20 protein-coding genes and 3 pseudogenes are annotated in these 23,140 nt (G+C 69.2%); 10 read left to right on the forward strand and 13 right to left on the reverse strand.

Annotated elements, in window-relative coordinates; all coding sequences use genetic code 11:
* Positions 1 to 163 precede the first annotated feature (163 nt).
* A pseudogene (locus AB0D59_RS45470) lies at positions 164 to 460 on the reverse strand (helix-turn-helix domain-containing protein); the annotation flags it as partial.
* Between the two features lie 133 nt (positions 461 to 593).
* Here AB0D59_RS45470 and AB0D59_RS45475 point away from each other — a divergent pair.
* The 3 genes and pseudogenes from AB0D59_RS45475 to AB0D59_RS45485 form a co-directional block, all read left to right on the forward strand.
* Positions 594 to 1,433 carry an ANTAR domain-containing protein gene (locus tag AB0D59_RS45475; protein WP_362577558.1) on the forward strand — a complete coding sequence of 280 codons (840 nt, stop codon included), beginning with the start codon at positions 594 to 596 and terminating at the stop codon, positions 1,431 to 1,433.
* 398 nt (positions 1,434 to 1,831) lie between these two features.
* Entirely contained in the window at positions 1,832 to 2,155 is a 324-nt protein-coding gene (locus tag AB0D59_RS45480) for a plasmid stabilization protein (RefSeq protein WP_362577560.1), read from the forward strand.
* Positions 2,156 to 2,289: 134 nt separating this feature from the next.
* Positions 2,290 to 2,742: pseudogene (locus tag AB0D59_RS45485) on the forward strand (SRPBCC family protein); the annotation flags it as partial.
* 282 nt (positions 2,743 to 3,024) lie between these two features.
* Here the strand turns inward: AB0D59_RS45485 and ligD (AB0D59_RS45490) are convergent.
* From ligD (AB0D59_RS45490) to AB0D59_RS45500, 3 genes are all read right to left on the reverse strand, one after another.
* Complete coding sequence (gene ligD, locus AB0D59_RS45490; RefSeq protein WP_362577562.1) at positions 3,025 to 3,957, reverse strand: non-homologous end-joining DNA ligase; 933 nt, start codon at positions 3,955 to 3,957, stop codon at positions 3,025 to 3,027.
* A 263-nt stretch (positions 3,958 to 4,220) separates the two neighbouring features.
* Positions 4,221 to 4,508: a hypothetical protein gene (locus AB0D59_RS45495; protein ID WP_362577564.1), complete on the reverse strand. Its 288-nt coding sequence runs from the start codon at positions 4,506 to 4,508 to the stop codon at positions 4,221 to 4,223.
* Positions 4,498 to 4,758, reverse strand: coding sequence for a transposase family protein (locus AB0D59_RS45500; protein ID WP_362577565.1), 261 nt, complete (start codon positions 4,756 to 4,758; stop codon positions 4,498 to 4,500). Before AB0D59_RS45500 ends, AB0D59_RS45495 begins: the two co-directional genes overlap by 11 nt.
* Before the next feature lie 290 nt (positions 4,759 to 5,048).
* On the opposite strand from AB0D59_RS45500, the gene AB0D59_RS45505 reads away from it, so the two are divergent.
* Positions 5,049 to 5,729: an endonuclease gene (locus AB0D59_RS45505; RefSeq protein WP_362577567.1), complete on the forward strand. Its 681-nt coding sequence runs from the start codon at positions 5,049 to 5,051 to the stop codon at positions 5,727 to 5,729.
* Positions 5,730 to 5,893: 164 nt separating this feature from the next.
* Here the strand turns inward: AB0D59_RS45505 and ligD (AB0D59_RS45510) are convergent, their stop codons facing one another.
* On the reverse strand, positions 5,894 to 6,916 hold the full coding sequence (gene ligD / locus AB0D59_RS45510) for a non-homologous end-joining DNA ligase (RefSeq protein WP_362577568.1): 1,023 nt from the start codon (positions 6,914 to 6,916) through the stop codon (positions 5,894 to 5,896).
* Entirely contained in the window at positions 6,913 to 7,554 is a 642-nt protein-coding gene (locus AB0D59_RS45515) for a DNA polymerase ligase N-terminal domain-containing protein (RefSeq protein ID WP_362577569.1), read from the reverse strand. The genes ligD (AB0D59_RS45510) and AB0D59_RS45515 overlap by 4 nt, the downstream gene beginning before the upstream one ends.
* 429 nt (positions 7,555 to 7,983) lie before the next feature.
* Between AB0D59_RS45515 and AB0D59_RS45520 the strand changes: the two genes are divergently transcribed.
* Positions 7,984 to 9,306, forward strand: coding sequence for a GAF domain-containing SpoIIE family protein phosphatase (locus tag AB0D59_RS45520; RefSeq protein ID WP_362577571.1), 1,323 nt, complete (start codon positions 7,984 to 7,986; stop codon positions 9,304 to 9,306).
* 74 nt (positions 9,307 to 9,380) lie between these two features.
* Here the strand turns inward: AB0D59_RS45520 and AB0D59_RS45525 are convergent, their stop codons facing one another.
* From AB0D59_RS45525 to AB0D59_RS45550, 6 genes are all read right to left on the reverse strand, one after another.
* The gene (locus AB0D59_RS45525; protein WP_362577606.1) at positions 9,381 to 9,557 is read right to left on the reverse strand and encodes a Rho termination factor N-terminal domain-containing protein; all 177 of its coding nucleotides are present in this window, start codon (positions 9,555 to 9,557) and stop codon (positions 9,381 to 9,383) included.
* Position 9,558: 1 nt separating this feature from the next.
* Complete coding sequence (locus AB0D59_RS45530; protein WP_362577573.1) at positions 9,559 to 9,717, reverse strand: hypothetical protein; 159 nt, start codon at positions 9,715 to 9,717, stop codon at positions 9,559 to 9,561.
* A 67-nt stretch (positions 9,718 to 9,784) separates the two neighbouring features.
* A complete protein-coding gene (locus tag AB0D59_RS45535; RefSeq protein ID WP_362577607.1) occupies positions 9,785 to 10,072 on the reverse strand; it encodes an ANTAR domain-containing protein in 288 nt (95 codons plus the stop codon).
* 199 nt (positions 10,073 to 10,271) lie between these two features.
* The gene (locus AB0D59_RS45540; protein WP_362577575.1) at positions 10,272 to 10,643 is read right to left on the reverse strand and encodes a winged helix-turn-helix domain-containing protein; all 372 of its coding nucleotides are present in this window, start codon (positions 10,641 to 10,643) and stop codon (positions 10,272 to 10,274) included.
* A 913-nt stretch (positions 10,644 to 11,556) separates the two neighbouring features.
* Positions 11,557 to 12,972 (reverse strand): HAMP domain-containing sensor histidine kinase, encoded by a 1,416-nt coding sequence (locus tag AB0D59_RS45545; protein ID WP_362577577.1) that lies wholly within the window; start codon positions 12,970 to 12,972, stop codon positions 11,557 to 11,559.
* Positions 12,969 to 13,730, reverse strand: coding sequence for a response regulator transcription factor (locus AB0D59_RS45550; RefSeq protein WP_362577579.1), 762 nt, complete (start codon positions 13,728 to 13,730; stop codon positions 12,969 to 12,971). The genes AB0D59_RS45545 and AB0D59_RS45550 overlap by 4 nt, the downstream gene beginning before the upstream one ends.
* 418 nt (positions 13,731 to 14,148) lie before the next feature.
* Between AB0D59_RS45550 and AB0D59_RS45555 the strand changes: the two genes are divergently transcribed.
* The 5 genes from AB0D59_RS45555 (at position 14,149) to AB0D59_RS45575 (ending at position 22,780) form a co-directional block, all read left to right on the forward strand.
* On the forward strand, positions 14,149 to 15,723 hold the full coding sequence (locus AB0D59_RS45555) for an IucA/IucC family protein (RefSeq protein ID WP_362577581.1): 1,575 nt from the start codon (positions 14,149 to 14,151) through the stop codon (positions 15,721 to 15,723).
* A gap of 37 nt (positions 15,724 to 15,760) precedes the next feature.
* Entirely contained in the window at positions 15,761 to 17,470 is a 1,710-nt protein-coding gene (locus AB0D59_RS45560) for an IucA/IucC family protein (protein ID WP_362577583.1), read from the forward strand.
* Positions 17,467 to 18,675 (forward strand): type III PLP-dependent enzyme, encoded by a 1,209-nt coding sequence (locus AB0D59_RS45565; protein ID WP_362577584.1) that lies wholly within the window; start codon positions 17,467 to 17,469, stop codon positions 18,673 to 18,675. The genes AB0D59_RS45560 and AB0D59_RS45565 overlap by 4 nt, the downstream gene beginning before the upstream one ends.
* The gene (locus AB0D59_RS45570) at positions 18,672 to 19,994 is read left to right on the forward strand and encodes an MFS transporter (RefSeq protein WP_362577586.1); all 1,323 of its coding nucleotides are present in this window, start codon (positions 18,672 to 18,674) and stop codon (positions 19,992 to 19,994) included. Before AB0D59_RS45565 ends, AB0D59_RS45570 begins: the two co-directional genes overlap by 4 nt.
* A gap of 563 nt (positions 19,995 to 20,557) precedes the next feature.
* Positions 20,558 to 22,780 (forward strand): transglycosylase domain-containing protein, encoded by a 2,223-nt coding sequence (locus AB0D59_RS45575; protein ID WP_362577588.1) that lies wholly within the window; start codon positions 20,558 to 20,560, stop codon positions 22,778 to 22,780.
* Positions 22,781 to 22,875: 95 nt separating this feature from the next.
* On the opposite strand, the pseudogene AB0D59_RS45580 reads toward AB0D59_RS45575, so the two are convergent.
* Positions 22,876 to 23,138 (reverse strand): annotated as a pseudogene (locus AB0D59_RS45580) (ISL3 family transposase); the annotation flags it as partial.
* Between the last annotated feature and the right edge of the window lie 2 nt (positions 23,139 to 23,140).

Genomic DNA, 23,140 nt, shown 5'->3' on the forward strand with positions numbered 1-23,140 from the left:
GCTCGACCCGGGACGGGACGGGCTCGTCAGCGACTAAAGGAGCTGTTCCACGCGAGCCGTGGTCGGCGAGCTCTTTGTCGGCCAGTTCGTCGCCGTTCGCCTTTTCCGCCCCGTCGCTGCCCTGATGGCCTGCCCGCTGCCCGGGCCGGGTTTCGTGGGAGTTCTCGTGCTGGTCGAGGGCGGCAAGCAGGCCCGCCACGGTGAGGCCGGCGTCGGCCGGATGCCGGAGGACGGTGCCCTGTTCGATGCGGTAGCGATTCGAGCGGCCCTGCCGGGTGTGGGTGAGGTAGCCGTTCTGCTCAAGATCGGAAATGATCTTCTGGACGGCACGCTCGGTGAGCCGGCACCGTGCGGCGATGTCACGGATACGAGTGCCCGGATCGTCGGCGATCGAGGCCAGCACCCGGGCGTGGTTGGTCAGGAAGGTCCAGCCGCTGTATCCCTCAGCTACTCCGTCCATAGCCTCAGCGTAATACTGGCGTTTCACGCATTCAAAAGGGCGAAAGTATTTTCATGTATCACTTGACGTGCGAGGTGAGGAAGGTCGACGCTGGAGGAGCCAAGGACCGGTGGACGCCCCGGGAGCGACTCCCATGCCAGAACACCTTTCTTCCCAGGCGAGAAGCGGTGACGAAGCCGTCCACGAAACACTGGCGGACGGCACGGTTGGAGCCCACACCTCGCCGTTCCTGAAGGTCGCCGCATACCCGGCCGGTGAGCGGACGGTGGTGGTGGTCGCGGGTGAACTCGACATCGACACCGAGCAGGCACTGCAGCATGCCCTGCGCGAAGCGCTGGCCCATTCCGTCCACGGCCTCGACCTCGACCTCGCCGGGGTCGACTTCTGTGACTGCTCCGGCCTCAACGTCCTGCTGCACATCCGACGCCTGGCCCTGGCAGAGGCCAAGACGGCCCGCATCCAGACCGCGGGGATCGCGGTCGAGCGCCTGCTCACGCTCACCCGCACAGGGCCGCTCTTCGCGCACCCGGATGACGTCGGTCCCGGCCTGGCCGCCGTCGGCCAGGGCGTGCGTACCGGTGTCACCTCCAGTCCCGTGGAGGAGGGCGGGTTGCCGGAGGATGTCGAGGAGGGCCTGCGCACCGAGATCGGCCAGCTCAAACGGGCCATGCAAACCCGGCCGGTCATCGATCTGGCCCGCGGGGTCCTGATGGCCTCCTTCGGTCTGAACTCCGAGGACGCCTGGAGCGTGCTGGTCGAGACCTCCCAGCGCACCAACACCAAACTCCACCACCTGGCGCGGGAGATGGTCGGGGCGGTCAACGGCGCTCCACTGCCCGACCGGCTGCGGCAGCAGGTCTACGCGGCGGTCACCGAAACACTCAACCCGCTCTCCCCGAACCACCGACGCCATGACTGGACCCCTCCTTCCAGCGGGCCTGTGCCACCAAGCGGCGACAGTCCCACGCCGTGACGGTTCCTCGAGGTGTGCGCTGTCGGCGCAGGACTCCGTGACCCGCCTCTGGCCCCGGAGCACCGGGGATGTCGTCGGCTCGTGGTTGTCGGAGGTGGTCATGCGGGCGGCAGCGGTGCGTAGGAGGGCCCGCGCGACAAGGACCCAGGTGACGCGGATCTGTCCGGCAGAGCCAAGGCTCGACCGGGCGCGCTGCCGCACCCACGATGGAGCGGCTGTCGACCGATCCGTCTGTATCGACAGGGGAACCAAGTCGTCGAGACGCTTCGGCGGGGCACCCGGCAGCCGTACAGGTGGTGCGGATGGCCCGTACGGAGTACGTCCGTGTGGCAGCGCCGCCTCGGCGCCGCACACGATGAGCAAGGCACCTCGTCCATGTACTCATTCAGGGAGTGGTCATGCCTCGCGGGTCGAGCCCCAAGTGGGAACGGCAGTACGAACACATCAAGGAAAGTGCCGAGCAGCGCGGCGAGAGCGCGAAGCGGGCCAAGGAGATCGCCTCCCGCACGGTCAACAAGGAACGGGCCCGCACTGGTGAGTCGAAGACCGCGAGCAGGACGTCCACGCAGGACAAGTCGTCGTCCCAGCGGGGCGGTCAGCGCTCGCACAGCGGCTCTCAAGGCCCTACTTACGACCAGCTGTACGAGGAGGCCAAGCGCCGCAACATTGAAGGGCGCTCGTCCATGAACAAGGCCCAGCTCAAGCAGAAACTCGGCAAGTAGGGCGGGAACCTGCCGTCTGCAGGTGCGGATGCCGCCCGGGGGCCTTCGCCAAGGCCGCCGGGATTAGGGACCACCGGCTGGGGAACGCGCGCTTTGACCTGGAATACGGACTGTTCGGATGCAAGGAGGATGCCGTGAGCACCGTGAAGGAATCCATCGACGTCGAGGTCCCGCTGCACCGTGCGTACAACCAGTGGACGCAGTTCGAGGCGTTCCCCCTCTTCATGGACGGCGTCGAGGAGGTCCGTCAGATCGACGCCGAGCACTGCCACTGGACGACGAAGGTTGCCGGTGCCCGGCGCGAGTTCGACACCGAGATCGTCGACCAGCTGCCCGACGAGCGGATCTCCTGGCGCACTGTGGGCGGCGAGACCGAGCAGATGGGCCTCGTCACGTTCCAGCGGCTCGACGACGCACACACACGCATCAGCCTGGCCATGGAGTTCGAACCCCATGGCATGGCGGAGAAGGCGGGGGCCATGCTCGGAGTGCTCGACCGGCAGGTGAAGGGTGACCTGAGGCGGTTCAAGGGCTTCATCGAAGAGCGTGAGCAGGAGACCGGCGGCTGGCGCGGCCGGATCACCCCCGCCGGCACCGACACCGGCCCGTCCGCCGGCGACGCCCCGATCGGGGAGACACCGCAGTCCCGGATGACCAGTGAGGGGGCGCCGGTCGGTCCCGAGGACACGCGCCATGACACCTCGCAAGGCCTCCAGGGCGCGCCTCCGGCTGACCCGGACGACATGCGGCACGGCTGACCAGCCCCCTGTCCGGGGTATCCGCGGCCGCGGTACCCAGGCACCCTGTCGCTGTCTCGGGCAGGTCGTCGCCCGCATGTCCTCCGCAGGCACTCGACATGTTCGGTGACCTCACGTGAGGGCGTCGAGGCGCCGTTCCGCTCCGCTGAGGGAGCGTCGGCAGCGGCTCAGCCCCTTCCAGGCGTCACCGTACTTGTCGAGACGTTCGGGGAGGGTGCGCAGCGTCCACCGGCGCGGGCCCAGTTCCGGGTCGCCGAGTTCGTCCCACGTCAGCGGTGTGGCGACCGGGGCGTGCGGCCGGGCGCGTACGGCGTAGGGGGCGACCGAGGTCTGGGCGTAGGCGTTGCGCTGCGTGTCCAGGTAGAGGCGGCCCCGACGTTTGTTCTTGCGGGGCTCGGTGGTCAGCCGGTCGCTGTGGCGGGCGGCGAGCAGGTCGGCGACGCGCCGGGCGAAGTGCCGCGCGGTGTCGAAGTCGGTGCGCCGGTCGAGCAGGACCAGCAGATGCAGCCCACGCGACCCGGTCGTCATCAGGGCCGGGCGGAGCCCGAGTTCGGTCAGCAGGTCGCCCAACTGGCGGGCGCTCCACCGAACGGTCTCGAAGCCGTGGCCGTCCTCTTCGGACGGGTCGAGGTCGAAGACCAGCCGGTCGGGGCAGTCCAGGCAGTCCGCGCGGCTCAGCCACGGATGCGGGGTGATGCACGCCTGGTTGGCGAGGTAGACAAGGGTGGCCGTGTCCTCGCACACCGCCATGGTGAGGCTGCCGCCCTCCTTGGGCACCCGTACGGTACGGATCCAGTCGGGGAAGTAGTCAGGAACGTCCTTGTGGAAAAAGGACTTTCCCCGATACCCGTCGGGATAGCGCTCCATCACCAGGGGCCGGTCCCTGAGGTGGGAGAGCATGGGGCGCGCGATGGTCCGGTAGTAGTCGATCAGCTCGGCCTTGGTGATCCCGTCGTCCGGGAACAGCTCCTTGTCGGGGTTGGACAGCGCCACCTTCCGGTCCCCGACGCGTATCTCGTCCCTGGTCTTCGCCGTGGCGTTCATAAGCTCCTCCTTCCATCCCTATCTCTGGAAGGACTGTCAGTCGCTTTTGCGAGTGCCCCTTGGACGTGCTCGCATGCAGGCAGCAGCGAGGAGGTGCGGCATCGCGAGTGCGGTGCCCGAGCGGGATGTCCCGCCGGGGCCCTTTCTGACCTGGGCATACCGGCCCGGATGGTTCTTCTTCACGACGGCCACGTAGTGCGTGCCGCGACTGGTCAGACAGGCCCCGTGGCCGTGCTGGGTGTGTAGGACGAGGGCGTCGGCGGTCACCACCGAGTTCTCCGCAGCTCGAGACCGTCCGGCAACGGCGCGCAGGAGGGGATCTCGTTGCTCTTGGAGGCGACCTGCGGCTGGGCCAGGACCGCGCCGTGGTGGTCCATCGCCGCCAGCAGCTGGATCGCCGCGGCCGTTGCGGTTCGCGATCCGCGGACCGCCTTGCCGTCGACCGCGATCACCCGTCGCACCGGCCCTTCCTCCGTCTCCGGCTCGACCGGGGGCGGCTTTCCGGCCTGCAGATACGGGCTGATCGCCGCGTCCAGCGCATCACCGTCCACACGCTGCAAGCAGGCGCCGCGCGGTTGCGGCATGCGGCACCGGCCGCAGACCGGTGAGTGAATCGGCAGCGAAGCCGAGGACGCCCAGCACATGCTGCGGGGCATCCGTGATCCACTTGCTGATCGCGACGAGCGAGCGCGCCCCGGCCGGCACCGCCAAGACGGCGCACAGCAACGCGAGGGCCGGATACCGCAGCCCTCGCACATCGCGGGGATCGGCGACCAGAATCACCTCGACGGAACTCGTCATGGAGCGCGGTGGCCGAAAGCTTCTGGACCACGAAACGTGGCTTGCCGACTGGGTGACGCACCGCCCGAGGACTCCGGCTTGCGTCCGCTGTTGCGCTTGCCACGGTGCTTCCCTGACGAGCGACCGGATGCGGACTCTCCGGACCTTGCCGCTGTTACCAGCATCGTTGCCGGCGTTCTCGAGATCGTTGGCGGCAAATTGATGTATCGACCGGTCCCGTGGGGGTAGACGAAACGGGCAGGACGTGACGCCCTCTGGGACACCGGAAACGTTGAATCGGTGATTAGGCGATGACTACGAAGGCCGATAGGAAGTCCGGCAGGAAGACGGCCGGTGTAACGGACAGATCAGTGGTCCGTGCGCTGCTCGACCAACAGCAGCGCACATACACGGCGCAGGCCGGCATCCGACTGCGCAACACCCCGGCGCCGTTGTACCAGACGCTCGTTCTTGCTCTACTCCTCAGCGCCCGTATCAAGGCCGACATTGCGGTGGCAGCGGCCAGAGCGCTGTTCGACGCCGGAATGCGTACCCCGCGGTCGATGGCGGGCGCATCCTGGCAACAGCGCGTCGACGCACTCGGCGAAGGCGGCTATCGGCGTTACGACGAGCGGACTTCCACGATGCTCGGCAAGGGAGCCGAGCTGCTGCTGGAACGCTACGGCGGCGATCTGCGCCGGCTGCGCGAGGAAACCAACCCGAAGCAGGCCCTGTTGGACATTCCCGGGATCGGGCCCACAGGGGCCGATATCTTCCTGCGTGACGTGCAGGGCGTGTGGCCGGAGTTCGCGCCGTACATCGACCGCAAGGCCCTGGACGGTGCCCGACGGCTCGGTCTGCCGACCTCACCCGAGAAGCTGGGCGGCCTCGTCCCCGGCCGCGAGATGACGCGGCTGGCGGACGGCCTGGTCCACGCGGCCCTCGACAAGCCGCTGGCCGACGAGGTGCTCGCCACAGCCAAGGCAGCCTGACAGATCCGCCAGACGATCTCCATCTCAGCCCGATGGACAGCAGGATCGGCGAGATCGGGATCGTCGGTACGGCGGCGGCCATCGGCAATGGTGCGCCGTGCCACCGATATCGCGAACTGCCCCGCACAACGGACCGGGCGTCGGCGGGCCCGCCGTGAGTCCGTTCATTCCGCGGTGAGTGCGGCGGGACGTTCACGGACGACGTCCCGCGCGGCCTTGTCGTCGCGCAGGCCGAGGAAGCGTGGGTGGCGCAGCATGCCGTCTCGGGTCCACTCGGTGAAGGCGATCTGCGCGACGAGAGTCGGCTGGACCCAGTGGGAACGCGCTTCGCGGACGCGGTCGGCGAACGGCGGCTCAGGGGTGCTCAGTTCCTCGAGCCGGGCGCGCAGGCCAAGGAGGGTACGGCGGTCGAAGCCGGTGCCGACCTTGCCCGCGTAGCGGAGGCGATCGTCCTCGTAGTGGCCCAGCAGCAGCGCACCGAACCCGACGCGGCTGCCGGCCGGGTCGGTGAATCCGCCGATGACGAACTCCTGGCCGAGCGAGCACTTGAGCTTCAGCCAGTCCGTGGAACGGCCCGGCCGGTAGCGGCTGTTCGCGCGTTTGGCGATCAGGCCTTCCCAGCCTCGGGCGCAGGCGTCGGCCAGCAGTTCGGCGCCGCCCTGGTTCCGGTGGGTGGTCATGCGCAGCGGGGCGCGGTAGGTCAGGGCGCGGCGCAGCAGGGACTTGCGGGTGCGCAGCGGCAGCGACCTCGTGTCCGCGCCCTCCAGTCGCAGGAGATCGAAGACGTAGTACGTCACGGCGACGCCGCTCGCTTCGATGTCCCGGCGCCTGGTGAGCCCCATGCGCTGTTGGAGGCGGGCGAAGTCCGTGCGGCCCTGCGAGAAGGCCACGATCTCGCCGTCGATGGTGAAGTCCGTGCACTGCTGCGCGGCGAGTATGTCGACGATCTCGGGATACGTGGCGTTGAGGCGTCTGCCGGTACGGGAGAGCAGCCTGACACCGTCCCCGTCGCGGACGGCGAGGACACGGATACCGTCCAGTTTCCGTTCGAAGATCCACTCACCGGGGAAGTCCCGCTTGTCGCTGAGCGTGGCGAGCATGGGATCCGCGGCCAGTTCCCAGCCCGGCCGTGCCTCACGCAGCAGTGCGGCCTCCGCCGCGGGCAGCGTGCCCAGCAGATCGGTCATCGCCTCTCAGCTCCGTGGCTTTCGGCGGCGACCTGGTGGAGCGTACGGCCACTGCGCACCGAGCGGGCACGGCGCGGATCGGGGGTCGCGCGGCCGTCGGTGCGGGCCCGTTCGTCCTTGGCCTTCACCAGCAGCCAGGCCTCACCCTTGCTGCCGTCCGCTCCGGCGTCCTTGCCGCCCCGGAACCGGGTGAGCGCGTACTCGCCGCGCAGTTTCGAGCCGTTGAGCCGAAAGGTGACGTGTCCGTGCTCGAGCGCTTCGTCGAACGGGACGGGCCGGCCGCGCCGGTCATGGCTCAGTGGCCGGTAGGTGCCGTGGTCCCAGACGATCACGGTGCCGCCGCCGTACTCGCCCGCGGGGATCACTCCCTCGAATTCCTCGTACTCCAGCGGATGGTCCTCGGTGGGCACGGCGAGCCGTTTGTCGCCGGGATCGGTGGACGGTCCCTTGGGCACGGACCAGGACTTCAGCACGTCGCCGACCTGGAGACGGAAGTCGAAGTGCATCGTGCTCGCGTCATGGATCTGCACCACGAAGCGCGGCTCCTCGTCAGCGGCTCCCGGCCGGCCGCGGGGTTCCTTCGTGCGGTCGAAGTCGCGTTTGCCGCGATACGTTCGCAGCGGGTCCTTGTCAGCCACGTCGAGCCGCCTTTCCGCGCCTTCCAGGGGACGCGGCCCCGGCACGACGCGCTCGCCGGGGCGCACGGTGACGTGGACCGAGTACCCACCCGCTCCCGCCCGACCCGCCGCTGCGGGTCCGGCCGCGTGCCGTCGATCGACCGGACGCGGGGAAGCCTGCGTGAGTCGCCTCCGGAACACGGCCGAGTGGGATGTACGGAAGCCGAGTGGGATGTGTGTAACAGGGGGAATACGCTGCAAGTAAGTGCAAATCAATGACGTCATGTGCATGGAGGATCGCCTCTGCCGAGAGCAGAGTCATACGACCTCTACGACGGCGCGGCTCAGGAGAATCCTGGAGAGCACGATCCGGCCACCGTCGGCCAGGGCGCTGAGGGTCTGCCCAGCGACCTGAGCAACGCGGCGAGGAAGTCTGGAAGGGCGGCGACGATGACGCGACTCCCTGAGGATGGGCCGCTACGCGGCTTCGAGACAGTGCCGCCGGTTCCTCAGCTGACCTACGAACATCTGGACCGGATCGAGAAGGGACTTCGGCAGGCCGCCCGGACGCCCGGCCGGGCCGAGGAACTCTTGGACGCAGTCCTGGAGGTCAGCAAGGAACTGGAATTGGATGCGGTCCTGCAACGAATCATCGATACTGCCCGGGAGCTGGTTCGGGCTCGGTACGCCGCACTCGGCGTGCTGGGCGGCACGGGGCGGTTCACCAAAGTGATCAGGTCCGGATTCGAGGACAACGCGCCCGACGCCGGATCCGGGTCCCCGCACGGGGCCGCACTTCTGAGCCGGCTCCTGCGTGCCCCACGCCCGCTACCCGTGGAGAACCACGCCGGGCAGCGCCACACGGGCAGCGGCCCTGAGGAGCCACTGCCGACAGCCACGCTCGTTGGGCTGCCCATCCGGGTCCGCGACAAGCTCTACGGCCATCTGTACCTGGCCGAGAAGACCACCGGCGAGTCGTTCGACGCCGACGACAGAAGCCTGCTGACCGCGCTGGCCGGCGCCGCAGGTGTGGCGATCGAGAACGCCCGCCTCTACCAGCAGGTGAGGCAGGCTACCGAGCAGTTCCAGCGGCGCCTCCTGCCCGAGATGCCGAGTATCGAGGGCCTGGAGCTCCAGGCCCGCTATCTGCCCTCCTCCGAGGCACCGCGGATCGGCGGCGACTGGTACGACCTGATCCGGCTGCCCGATCGCGTGCCCTGCCTGATGCTCGGCGATGTCATGGGACACGGCATCGCAGCCGCCACCGTCATGAGCCAGATCAGCAACATGCTCCGCGTCATCGCCTTCGACGAACAGGAACCGCCCAGCAGCATCCTGCGCCGCCTGGACACTGTCCTCCACGAACTGCACGGCGGCCCCATGGCCACCGTCATCATCGCCCGGCTCGAACCCGACGGGAATGCCTGGCGTCTGCGATGGGCAAGTGCTGGCCACCTTCCACCCCTGGTCAGCACACCCGACCACCAGGCCCGCTACCTCACCGCCGAGACCGGCCTGCCCCTCGGAGTCGACCCGAACATGCCCCGCCCCGACCACGAGGACGTGCTGGAGCCAGGAAGCACCCTTCTGCTGCATACCGACGGCCTGGTCGAACACCGTACGTGGCACATCGACGACGGCATGAACCAAGCCGTCGCCGTCGCCGCCTTGCTCGCCACCGAACCCCTCGCGGAGCTGTGCGACGGGCTCCTGAGCCGCAGGGAGGTCGCGTTCCACGACGATGTAGCACTCCTCGCCGTCCGGATGTGTTGAGCCGTGCCGTGCCCAACGCGCGTCCCTTGTCGTCCAGGACCCGACAGGGACCCGAAACCCACCACGTCCGTCGTTCAAGAGGCGGCTTGGTGCTGCCTCTGCTCCGCCGCCAGGGCCTTGATCAGCTCCTCCCGCTTCATCGACGAACGGCCGGCGATGTCGGCGTCCGACGCCAGTTCGTAGAGCTCCGCCTTGGTCAGTGACTCGAGCGAGGGAGTTGAGCGGCCGCGCGCCGCGGTCTGCTCGGGCAGCCTACGCGGGCTCCTTCGACTTGGCCTGGTCCACGCTCGCCCGCAGCGCGTCCATCAGGTCCACCACGTTGGTGGACTCGGCGGGCTGCTCGGCACTTTCGACGGTCTCGCCCTTCTTCTTGGCATTGATGAGCTCCTGCACCTCTTTGTGTGGCCTCACGATCACCGCTCGGTGTCTCTCGAACAGCGTGAGCCAAGCGGGGCCGCCGCGCGGTGCAAACGAGCGGCTACTCACGTTCACCCACGGCGCTCTCAAGGCCGAGCTGGTGCTCCAACTGGCTGCGAATCTCGGTGGGCAGTTGGCCTGTTCGCGCCCAGTCGACGATCAGTTCGGCCACGTGCCGCAGCTTGATGTTGGTGTTCTGGGAGGTGCTCCGCAGCACGTCCCAGCCCTGGTCGGGAGTCAGCTGTCCTACTGCCAGGACGACCCCGATGGCCTGATCGACGACGGCGTGTGAGCGCACTGCCTCTTTGAGCTGGAGGTTTTCGTCCTCCAGTCGCAGCACGGTGTCCATGGAGGTCTCAGGGTGCGCGGGGAGCTGGGGGAGTTGCTGTGTCGTGTCCGCTTCGGACGTCAACGTCGCCTCCGGGGTATCGGGAGTCCGGCGTCAGTTCGATTCATCTCCTGCCCAGGAATTCGGCGCCGTCACGCCGGCTGCGAAAGCCGGTCCGGCGCTGCGGTGTGTCAGTCACCCGGCGGTCGGGCCGATGTCGTCACCGGTCACCTTCCGTTGTTCGTGCGTGCGGGGGTGTCGTCTGCAACTGCTGGTTCCGGCTGCCGTGTTCGGCGTCGTGCTGAGCAAGGAGGGCGAGGAGATCCGCCACCGTCGGCCCGGAGTCTGCCGGGTGCCGCAGGTTGGTCCCCTCTTCGATCCGGTACTTGTTGGAGCGTCCTTGGCGGGTGTGGGTGAGATACCCGTCCTCCTCCAAATCCGAAATGATCTTCTGGACGGCCCGCTCGGTGAGCTGGCATCGCGCGGCGATGTCGCGGATGCGGGTGGTGCGGTCCTCGGCGATCGCGGCCAGCACGCGGGCGTGATTGGTCAGGAACGTCCAGCCGGTGTGTGACTCGGGTACTCCACGCATCACCTCAGGATAGACGCAGTTTTCACGTATGCAAAAGAGTGAAAAGTTTTTCCGGTATCTCTTGACGGGTGAACGGTAGGGCGCGGACGCTCATGGGGTCAGAGTCGGGTGGATGCCTGGGGAGCGGCGGACATGTCAGAGCGTGCGCCTTCTGCGCAGCACGAGAGCGGTGAGAGGTCTTCGCTCGCGTCGGCCACAGGCCGCCACCCCCTGAGGGAGGGCACCGCGGCCGGCGAGGCCGCGCAGAATCCGCGCACTGAACTCGCTCACAGGGCCAACCTGGCGGACACGGTCCACGGAGACCCGCTGCCGCAACCGGTGCGGCAGCAACTGACCGCCGCCGTCATCGGCCTCGACACGCCGCTGACCCAGCCCTGTGGCGCGAAGGTGGTTGACGTGTTCCTGCCCGTCGGGCGACAGCGCAATGGACCGCGTTCTTTCCGAGGTCCAGGCACGGCAGGCCGTGACCGTTGGAAGGCCGTGGCCAGTTCGTGTCTCCAGGGCCAGGTCGCCGAGATCCGCAGGCGGAGGCGGCGTCCGCCGCGAGTGAGGCGGGCGTGGGGATCGTGGCCGAATACGACGCCGCACCCAAGAGCGAGAACGGCGCGATCCTGCGACGCGAGCGCCTGTACCACTCCTTTTAGGGGGGATCCCTGTTGACGCGTCGTTATTGATGAAATGGCATCAGAACCGGGTTTGATGCTGATGCCCGAAGATTCAACAAGACCGTTGGCCCGCGGCGGGTAGAACCGGCCGAAGCGGAGCGCATCTCATTCTCCGCAGCGGCCCGAGAGAGGCCGTGACGCGCGTCCTCGTTGCTTCTGAACCGCGGGGCACACGCTCGCGCGGCTGATTGCTCAGAGCCGATCCCGCCGCTTGAAGATGACGTACAAACTGGTACATACGATGGTCATTAGGGCGATAGCGAAGGGGCACCCGAGAACCCAGTACGGAGGCGGACCACGGCGTCGAGTCCGCCGCCGGGGGCTGCCTCCAGGGTGACCTCGCCACCTCCGGCGCGGGTCAGGTGCCGGACCAGTGGTAGCCCGAGGCCGGTGCCGTCGTGGTCGGCATGGGGAGCTCGCCAGAAGCGGTCGAAGGCCCGGTGCCGTTCGGCCTCGGTCATGCCGGGGCCCTGGTCGATCACATGCAGCTCGGCCATGGGCGGGGTGCGGGTGCCTTGTGCCGGGGTGGTGATGACGGCCATGGTGACGGCGGTTCCCGGTGCGGACACGCGGAGCGCGTTGGAGAGCAGGTTGTCGATGATCTGCTCCAGTGCGCCGGGGACTGCCAGCACCGGCACGGACGTGCCTGCGGACACGATGATGTCGACCTGCTGCTCGTCGGCGAAGGCGGTCCAGATGTCCGCGCGATCGGCGACGACGGTATGGAGGTCGGCTGCCTCTGCCCGGATCTCGGTGTTCTCCAGCCGTGCGAGAGCGAGCAGCCCCTGCACCATGCGGCTGAGGCGCTCCAGCTCCCCGAGTGCCTTGTCGAGGCTGTCCTGGGCGCAGGGGGCGAGGTGCGGCTCGAAGTTCTCCAGGCGCAGGCGCAGTGAGGTCAGGGGTGTCTTCAGCTGGTGTGACACATCGGAGGCGAACGCCTGCTGAGCCTGGAGCAGGTGCTGCAGCCGGGTCGCGGTCCGCGTGAACGACGCGGCGAGCCGGCGCAGTTCCGGTGGCCCGTGGTCGGTGGCCGGTGGATCGGTGATCCGGCCTTCGGCGAGTTGAGCGGTGGCGCGTTCCAGGGCCTGTACGGGTCGGGTGATCGAGCGCGCGAAAGCGAACCCGATCAGGGAGGCGGCGGCGAGGACCCCGAGCCCGGCGGCGGCGAGGACCAACCAGGTGGTGTGCACCCTTGCCTTCAGCGGGCCCAGCGCGTACACCGTTCGCACCACGCATGCGACGGCGGCGTTGGACCCGCCGGGGACCGTGACGAAGAGGAGTTCACCGTCTGCGGGCGGGGCCCTGCGCGTGCCGACAGCGGGGTGATCGTGCAGGGCCGAGGAGATGTCCGGCTCGCCGGACACGTCCTTGCCGACCATGGCGTGGGCAGCGGTGTCGGTGAGAACGACGCCCCGGCGGTCGGTGACAAGCACGGTGCCGCCGGTCCGCTGCCCGTACGCGATGGCGAGTTCGGGCAGGTCGGCTGTCAGTCCGTGCTCCATCTTGTCCTCGCAGACCTCGGCGAGCGTCATCGCCCCCTGCTCCGCTGTGTGGGAGAAGCGGGACAGCTCGCTTCGGGCGTAGAAGACGCCGAAGGGCACTTCGAGTGCGAGCAGGACGAGCAGTATCAGGCTCAGATGGCTGAGCAGGAGGCGACGAGTCACCGGATCTCTCCGCCGCGCGCCTGCACCGCGGCGGACGTGGCGTCGAGGTATGCCGGGAGGACGAGGCGGAACCCGATTCCGCGGATGTTCTCGATCCAGGATGCGTCGCCGAGCTTGCGGCGCAGCGCGGCGATGTGGACGTCCAGGGTCTTGGTGGGGCCGAAGAAGTTCGGTTCCCAGACCGTGTCGAGAATCTGCCGGCGGGAGCAGACGGCACCGGGGTCCTCGGCGAGGCAGTTGAGCAGGTCGAACTCCTTGGGCGCGAGGGCGATGGACGACTGGTGCAGGCGCACCTGCCGGGTGCGACAGTCGATGGTCAGAGGGCCGATCCGCTGGATGTCGGGCGTCCCGGGGTGCCTGAGGCCGTCCGAGGGCTTCGAAGATCCACACTGGGTGTCCGGAACCGCGGGGCGGGCGCGGCGGGTCACGGCACGGATCCGGGCGACGAGTTCCCGTACGCCGAAGGGCTTGGAGACGTAGTCGTCCGCACCCAGTTCGAGCCCGAGGACACGGTCCACCTCGTCGTCTCTGGCCGTGATCATGATGATCGGCACTGACGAGCGGGACCTCAGCTCTCGGCAGACGTCGATGCCGTCCATGTCGGGCAGTCCCAGGTCCAGCAGCACCATCGCCACTTCGGGCGCGGCGAGACCCTCGGCTCCCGTTCTGGCGTGTTCCACGGTGAACCCGAAACGGCGCAGCCCCTCCGCCAACGGCCCGGCCACCCGGTCGTCGTCCTCGATCAGCAAGACACGCATGCCGAAAGGCTCACAGACGACGGCCACGGCGCGTGGCACAAACGCCGCAAGCTCCCCCGAGCCGGTGATCTTCCACGCGCGGCTCATTCACTGAGGCGCGGAGTGTTGACCACATCAAGGACCTGGCCAGCGTGGCGTAAGCCAAGAGTTAAGACGTCGGGCGTCGGCCCTCGGTCTCCCAGGTGACAGTCGGAATCTGATCCAAGGTCAGTCCGCGGGTCCCATCGTCCTTCTCGGTCGGATCGGCTGGACCGGCCGGAAACGAGGGAGGCGAAACGCTGCTTCGGGGGAGTCCGGGACCTCTCACTGTATTTGCTCTGGCAATTCGCTTGATCGTCTTCCCGTAGCGTCGGTTCTGCGGTCGGTGCCACCGGCGCACCACCGGACAACCCGACACCGCAAGAGCCAGGGACAACGTATGCCCATTGACGAACTACGCCGCCTCCGCCCGGACCTGGCGGAGCCCTTCGCGACCGCACTCCCAGGAGCACGCGCCACCGTGCTGAGCCGTCTGTGGGGCGCCTTCGTACGAGAACCCCTGCCCGGTGTGACCGCGCATCGACGCGAGTCCGACTCCCTGGTCGTCGAGTTGTGGCGGGGCGGGACGCTGTCGGCGGCCGAAGCCGGCGCGCGGCCGTTCGCCGAGGTCCCCGATGACTTCGCGGTCTCGGGACCGGAGGGGCCGATCAGCGGTCCGGCCGAGCTGCTGGCGCAGCTCGGCCTGCGTACCCCGGCGGCGGAGCGGCTGGCGGCCGAGCTCGACAACAGCGTCGTCAACCTGGCCCTGGCCAGGGCCGCGAACGCGGACCGGAAGGTCCCTCCGGCCGACTCGGCGGATGCTGAGCAGGCGGTCGTCGACGGCCACCCGCAGCACCCCTGCTGCCGGACGCGCACCGGCATGTCCGTCGCCGACGTGCTCGCCTACGCGCCCGAGCACCACCCGGTCGTCCGGCTCGCGCTGCTCCGGGTCCCGGCCGACCGCTGGCAGGGCGTCGGCGACTGGCCGCGAACACTGCGGGACGGCGACGCGTACCTGCTGCCGATGCACCCCTGGCAGCGGGACCACGTGCTCGGGCACCACCCCGACCTGGCCGTCGTGGAGGAGACGATCCCGGCCCGCCCGCTGCTGTCGCTGCGTACCCTTGCACCGCTGGGCGTCCTGTCGGGCCGCCACATCAAGACCGCGCTCGACGTTCAGGTCACCAACTACCGGCGCACCATCTCCCCGGCCGAGGCCGCCGACGGGCCCCCACTGTCCGACCTGGTCGCGGCCGTCATCGACAAGGCCGGACACAGCGGCAGCCTGCGGGTCCTGCGGGAGCTGGGCGGCGGCTCGGTGTGCGTGGACGGACAGCCCTCCGCGAGCCTGACCGCCATGATCCGCGAATCGACCGAACGCCACCTCGACGCCGACGAGATCGCGGTACCGCTCACCGCCGTGCACGCGACCGGGGCCGCCATGGTGTCGGGGGACCCGTTGCGCTGGCTGGCGGACCTGGCCGGCCTCGTCCTGCCCCCGGCCCTGACGCTGCTGTCCATGGGGGTGGCACTGGAGGCGCACGGCCAGAACACCCTGGTCGTCCTGCGAGACGGGCGGCCGGTGCGGGTGCTCTACCGGGACCTGGACGGCGTACGGGTCAGCCCGCACCGCCTGGCCCGATACGGCTTCACGCTGCCGCCGCTGCTCGGCACCCGCGCAGGCGACGACGTGGGCGCCCTGCACACCAAGCTCTTCGGCGGCCTGATCAGCGGGGTCTTCAGCGAACTGGTCGACGTCCTCGGCCGGGCCCGGGCTGCTGATCCACGGGCGCTGTGGGGCGCGGTCGCCGAAGTCGGACGCCGCGTTCTCGCCGGCCTGCCGGATCAGGAGGACGCGGCGGCGTTCTTCGCGGACACCATGCCGCTGAAGGCGACCATCGCCATGCGGCTGTCCGAGAACCCGGGCGCCGCGCAATGGACGTCCGTTCCCAACCCCTTGGCGTTGTGCCGTTGACCTCTGGCACCGACCGCTGTCCCACTGGAGCGACCACATGACCACCAGCGCAGCCCCCCACACCGACATCGCCACCACCGTACCTGCCCAGATCGCGGAGCCGTCGCGGACAGCCGACATCGTCACGACCCACACGCTGCTCAACTGCCTGATCCGCGAGGTGTCCGCCCCCGAGCACCAGGTGACGGTCGTCGACGACCACCTCCTGCTGCGACTGCCCCGCCGGGGCCTCCTGCTGCGCACGGCGCTGCGCCGGGTCTCGTTGATCGGAGCGCACCGCTTCCAGGGCTCGGTGCGACGGCTCGACGGCGACGCCTGGGTGACCGTGGACTGGCGCGAGCTGGCCGGCCTCATCCAGGACGAACTGGAACAGCGCACGGGTCTCGGCAACGAGGAGTTCCTGAGCCAGGTCGCCGACAGCCGGGAGACGATCCGCGTCGTACTGGAAAAGCGGGCGGCCGCCCAGCCGCACGCGGACCCGTACGTGGCCTCGGAGCAGTCCCTGGTGTTCGGCCACCGCTTCCACCCCACTCCCAAGTCCCGTACCGGCGACCCCGCGGACTGGCTGGCATTCGGCCCGGAGACCGGCAACCGCTTCCGTCTGCGCTATCTGGCCGTACGCCGCGACCTCGTGCGTGAGGAGGGCGAGCCGCACGCGCTGGACATGCTGCATCCGGTGGCTGACCCGGAGTTCGCCGTCCTTCCGGTGCACCCCTGGCAGTACCGGCTGCTGAAGGACCACGACCGGCTGCGCGAAGCGGTCGCCGCCGGAGATGTCGTGGACACCGGCACGGGCGGACCGGAGCTGGTGCCGACCGCGTCGGTGCGGACTCTGTACGACCCCGAGACCGACGCGTTCCTGAAGTTCAGCCTCAACGTCCGCCTCACCAACTGCGTCCGCAAGCACGCCAGTTACGAACTGTCCGGCGCGGTCGCCCTCACCCGGCTGCTCCAGCCCGTCTTCGCCGAACTCGCCGGCCGTTTCCCGGGATGCGCGCTCCTGGCCGAGCCCGGCTACCGGACCCTCGACACGGCCGGCGACACCGCTCTCCTGGAGGGCTTCGCTGTCGTCGTCCGCTCCGGTCTGCGCCACCACTTGCGTCCCGGGGTCACCCCCCTGCTCGCCGCCGCGGTGGCGGACGAGTACCCGAACGGTGCGGCCCATGTCTCGCACCTGCTCGCCCGCGGCGACGGAGATGTCCTGGCCTGGTGGGACGCGTACCTCCGGCTGTTGCTGCCGCCGGTGCTGGCCGCCTACTTCGAACACGGGGTCGTGCTCGAACCCCACCTGCAGAACGTCGTCGTCGGCGTCGATACCGACGGCACACCCGCACAGATGCTCTTCCGCGACCTGGAGGGCACCAAGCTCCTGCCCGGCCGCCACCGCGAGGCCCTCGCCGACCTCCCGGCCGACGTGCGAGGTCCGCTCACCTACGATCCCGAACACGGCTGGAACCGGGTCGCGTACTGCCTCCTGGTCAACCACACCGCCGAAATGCTCAGCGCCCTGGCCGACCTCGACCCGACGCTGGAACCCGCCCTCTGGGGCCTGGTCCGCGACCACCTCGCCGCCTACGCCCGCACCGCCGCCGAACCGCCGCGCCTGCGTGCTCTGTTGTCCGGCGTACCGCTGCCGGCCAAGGCCAACCTTCTGCTGCGCTGGTCCCGCAAGGCCGACCGGCACGCGACCTACGTGCCCGTGCCCAGCCCGCTCGGCAAGGACTTCCCCCGCGAGGTGGTCCGGTGAGGCCCGAGGTGTCCGACCTCGTCGCCGCACTGCCCGACGACGATCTGCCCGCCTACGTCTACGACCTGCCGGACCTGCGTGAGCACGTGCGTACGATCCGGGCCGCACTGCCGGAACGCGTCGAGCTGCTGTACGCGGCCAAGGCCAACTCCGACCCCGGGATCCTGCGAACCCTCGCCGGACACGTCCACGGCTTCGAGGCGGCCTCCGGCGGCGAACTGGACCACGTCCGCGCCATCGTCCCCGACGCACCGATCGCCTTCGGTGGCCCTGGCAAGACGCAGCAGGAGCTGACCCGCGCCCTGGACGCAGGAGCCGAGCGCCTGCACATCGAGAGCGAACACGAACTCCGCCTGCTCACCACTGTGCTGGGCGACCGGACCGTGGAGGTACTGCTGCGCGTCAACCTGCCCGTCGACGTGGGCCGAGTCGCCCTGGCCATGGGCGGCGGGCCGTTCGGCATGGATCCCGTACAACTGGACCGCTGCCTCAAGGTGATGGAGTCGGCCCCCGGCGTCCGGCTGCGCGGCCTCCACCTCCACCTTGCCAGCGGCCTCCAGGCCCAGCCCCAGCTCCTGCTCGTCGACAAGATCCTTGCCTGGGCCGAGAACTGGGCCCGTGATCGCGGAATCGACCTGAGGGAAGTCAACGTCGGCGGCGGAATGGGCGTCGACTACACGCATCCGCCCAGAGTGTTCGACTGGCCCGCCCTCGGCGCCGGACTGCGCCGGATCCTCGCCCGCCACCCCCACCTCACGCTCCGGATCGAACCAGGCCGCTCGGTCACCGCCTACTGCGGCTGGTACGTCACCCAGGTCCTGGATATCAAGTTCAGCCGAGGGCACGCGTTCGCCGTCCTGCGCGGAGGCACCCACCACCTGCGCACGCCGGCCGCGAAACAGCACGACCAGCCCTTCGAGGTGATCCCCGACGACATCTGGCTCCGGCCCTGGAACCGTCCGGAGGTCCGAGACGAGCCGGTGACGCTGGTCGGACAGCTCTGCACGCCCAAGGACGTACTGGCAAGACGGATCATGATCGAACGGCTGCGCGTCGGCGACCGCGTCGCCTTCGCCATGGCCGGCGCCTACGCATGGAACATCTCCCACCACGCGTTCCTCATGCACCCCCACCCGACCTTCCATCACCTCGACGACGCCGACGCGCCCGTCGCAGGCGACACGTACGCCCGCCAGACGTCATGAGCGCCGTCTTTCGCATGCCGGTGACGCACGTCCTCGCCGTCCGGAACTTCCGGCGCTACCTGCTCGGACAGCTGGTCTCCAACATCGGCACATGGATGCAGCGCGCCGCCCAGGACCTGCTCGTCCTCCACACCACCGGCAACAGCGGCAGCGCGGTCGGCATCGTGACCGCGCTGCAGTTCCTGCCGCAGACCCTGCTCGGCCTGACCGGAGGCGTTCTGGCCGACCGGTACCCCAAGCGACGGACGCTGCTCCTGACCCAGACGGCGATGGCCGCCCAGTCACTTCTCCTGGGACTGCTCACGGTCACCGGAGCGGTGAACCTGCTGTCCGTCTACGCCCTGGCCTTCGCCCTCGGCACGGCCACCGCCGTGGACGGTCCCGCCCGCAACGCCTACATCTGCGAACTCGTCTCCCGTGAGCGCACGGCCGGCGCGGTCAGCCTGAACGCCGCCCAGTTCAACGTGGCCCGCGCCGTCGGCCCGGCCCTCGCCGGCCTGACCGTCGCAGCCTTCGGCACCGGCCCGGTGTTCCTCCTGAACGCCGCCTCGTACCTGGCCGTCCTCTACGGCCTGAGCACCATCCGTACCGACGCACCGGACGCCCCTGTCCGCCCGCGACCTGGCCCCACCCGAGCGCGCGAGGCACTCCGCCACATCGCCACCACCCCGGAGCTGCTCCTGCCGATCAGCCTCATCGCCTTCGTCGGCACCTTCGGCCTCAACTTCCAGGTCACCATCTCGCTCGTCGCCATCACGGTCTTCCACACGGGCGCCGCCACCTTTGGCTGCCTCTCCGCCGCCTACGCTCTGGGCAGCCTCCTCGGCGCGATCTACTGGGCCAACCACGGCAAGCCCCCCACCGCCCGCCGTCTGACCTCCACCACGATGGGCTTCGGTGCACTGGAAGTCGCGCAGGGCCTCATGCCGAGCTACGGCTCGTTCCTGGCCCTGCTGTTCTTCACCGGATGTGCCGCGGTGACCGTGACCACCACGGCCAACGCGCTGATCCAGCTCCACGCCGACCCACATGTGCGGGGCCGCGTCCTGTCCGTCTACTTCCTCGTCCTCCTCGGCGGGACCCCCGTCGGCGCCCCGCTGGTCGGTCTGGTGTCGGACACGCTCGGCTCCCGTTCCAGTCTGATCCTGGGCGGCTTCATATCGCTCATCACCGCGCTCACGCTCTCCGTCTCGTTCGCAAGCCGAAGCCGAAGCCGAAGCCGAAGCCGACGGCGTATCCGCATCACGGAACCGACACCTGTGACCAGCTCACCTTTTGCTTCAGCCCAGCCGAGAGGAGAGCGGCAGCCCGACCTCTGATGCATTCGGTCGTCGCCGCCGGCGGTGCGGGTCGAGGGCCTGCCGGCAGATACCGCGACCGGGGCGGCAGCCTTCGAGGTCAAGTCGGTTGCGGCCAGTGTCCGGCAGGGTTTGCCCACTGCGGCCCCTCTTCTCAAGCAAAGGCGACCCGCTGCCCTGCGCCTCTGACCAGGGGGGCGCCTGCACGCGTACTGCTGGCGCGCCTTACTCTTACAACATGTAGGAGTTGTCGGGGGGTGCAAGCGCGCCCCGGCAGACCCCAAGGGGGCACTCCGTGGGTGGCCTCTCGGCGCCGACGGAGCCGGGTCCTTGGCTGAGGAGTGGCGAGAATGAGCGAACACCGGCGCCGATCGTCGGGGAGGACCATACCGTCCGGCTCTGACGGTGTGCACCACGGTGGCCGGGCCGCGGCGCGCAGGGCTGCGCGGTCCCGGGACGGGCGTGCCCGCCGAACCCCGGGCACGCGACGTGCGGACTCCACACGGTCCGGTCGGCGGGGCCTGATCGACTACCCGCGGGCCGGCCGACGTGGTCTCCGGCGGTGGCTGCCGTCGTGGAAGCTGGTGTCGGGCACCTTCCTGCTGTTCGTCGGCGGCCTGCTGGGCTTGTTCGGCTATGCCTACGCCACGACGACCATTCCCGGTGCGAACCCCAATACCCAAGCGCAGAGCAACACCTTCTACTGGTCGGACGGCTCGGTGATGACCACGCAGGGGTCGACCAACCGGCAGAACGTCGACCTCGCCCAGGTGCCGAAGCTGGTGCAATGGGACTTCCTCGCCGCGGAGAACGCCACCTTCTACTCCGATCCGGGTGTCGACACGCAGGGCATGCTCCGCGCCGTCTACCACATGGCCACGGGCGGTGAGGTGCAGTCGGGGTCCACCATCACCCAGCAGTTCGTGAAGAACACCTACCTCAGTCAGGACCAGTCGGTCACCCGCAAGCTCAGGGAGATCATGATCTCTCTGAAGATCGGCGGGCAGATGTCCAAGCAGCAGATCCTGCAGGGCTACCTCAACACCTGTTACTACGGCCGGGACGCCTACGGCATCGAGGCCGCGGCCCGTACCTACTACCACGTGCACGCTTTCCAGCTGACCGTCAGCCAGGGGGCCTTCATCGCCGCAACGGTCAACGAGCCGAGCCTGCTCATGCACGCCGACACCGACCCGCAGGCCAAGGCTCAGGCCAAGGCGCGCTGGACGTACGTACTGGACCGCATGGTCAAGATCCACAAGCTCACCGACGCCCAGGAACAGCAGTACCTGGCGGCCGGGTTCCCCACGCCCAAGCCGTACACGCCGTCGGCGGGGATGGCCGGGCAGACCGGTTACCTGGTGCAGACCGCGGAGAAATACGTCGAGGCCCACACCTCCCTCACGGAGCAGCAGCTGGGCCACGGCGGCTACCAGATCTACACCACCTTCGACAAGAAGAGGGTCAGCGCCCTGTCGACGTCCGTCACGGCGATGGAGCGGAAGCACCTCGACCCGCACCACCGCTCTGCCGACAAGGACGTCCAGGTCGGTGCGGCGTCGATCGATCCGTCCACCGGCGCGATCGTCGCGCTGTACGGAGGGCCCGGCTGGAACAAGGGGCACTGGACGGACAACGCGGACGCGACCGGCGTGCCGGTCGGCTCCACCTTCAAGCCCATCGACCTGGCCGCCGCCCTCGACCACGGCGCCGTCCTCTCCCCGGGGCAGCCGGCCTCACCGATCACCCCGGAGTCGAAGTTCGACGGCGACGACGGCATCACCGTCAAGAACCGGCAAGGCCAGGAACTACCGGATTCGAAGGACCCCACTGGGCTCCTGCACCAGCGCAACGACGTGTCCACCAAGTGGGGTTACATCACCCTGCGCAAGGCGATGGAGCAGTCGGTCAACACCCCTTACGTCCAGCTCGGCGAATACGTCGGCTACGACAACGTGGAGGGCGAGGCCCTGAAGGCGGGGCTCCTGCGCACAAGCCTGCAGTACGACACCCCGGGCTTCTACATCGGCACCTCCACACCGTCGGCGATCCGGATGGCAGACGCGTACGCCACCTTCGACGACGGCGGGATCCAGCACGAGCCGTACTCGGTCACCAAGGTTGTCGCCGACGGTCGGCAGCTGCCCGGCTTCGACAAGCCCAAGGGCACCACGGCCATGCCCTCCTCGACCGCCGACACCGTCACCGACGTCCTGCGAGGCGTCGTCGAACACGGCACCGGTACCAACGCCCAGGCCCTGGGGCGCCCTGCGGCCGGCAAGACGGGAACGACCGACGACTACAAGTCCGCCTGGTTCATCGGCTACACCCCGCAGCTGACCACGGCCGTGAGCATGTTCAAGGAGGACCCGAAGAACGCCGGCCTCCAGTCGATGCAGGGTGTCGGCGGCTACGCCAAGGTCTTCGGCGCCGACATGCCCACCGAGGTATGGACCGGCTACATGACAGCCGCCCTTCGGGGACAACCCGTTCAGCAGTTCCCGCCCGCACCGCAACTGGGCCAGAGCACGGACGAATACGGCGCGCCCTCGCCCACCCCCTCCGCCACCGCGGCCCAGAGCACACCCCCGGCCACCCCGACCGCGCCGGCCACCCCGACCCCCACCACCGCACCGTGCCGCGGGCACGGGAAGCACTGTGTCAGCCCGAGTCCGACCGACACCACCGGAACCACCGCCGGTACTGGCGGCGGCCTCCTCGGCGGCACAACCGGCGGAAACACCTCCCCCTCACCCGCACCGACGACCAGTACGCCGACGCCGGCAAACGTCCGCGGCGGGCCTTGAGTCGTCTCATGGCGGTCCGGCGCCGCCCAACTGGCCAATGGGAGGGGGTCTGTACGGTCTTGGGTCCGGCTCGTGGCCGGTGGTGACGCCGGGTGGTGGCGGGGCGGTCGCCCTTCGGCACGGTCGCGGTTGAGGTGGCGAACCAACAGGTTGGCGCTGCCGGTGTAGCCAAGCTCCCGGATCTCGCACAGCAGTTGGGTGACGGGGACTGCGGGGTCGGCCGCACGGTGGGCACGCAGACAGTCGCGATAGGAGTCGACGAGGGTCGGCCGGTAGGCGCAGCGATGCGCAGGGCCGGGGGTTCGGGCATGCGGGCGTGGCGTTGGACAGTGTGCAGGGCCCGGCCGAGGCGGCTGGAGC

Source organism: Streptomyces sp. NPDC048417, assembly GCF_040651615.1.
GTDB lineage: Bacteria > Actinomycetota > Actinomycetes > Streptomycetales > Streptomycetaceae > Streptomyces.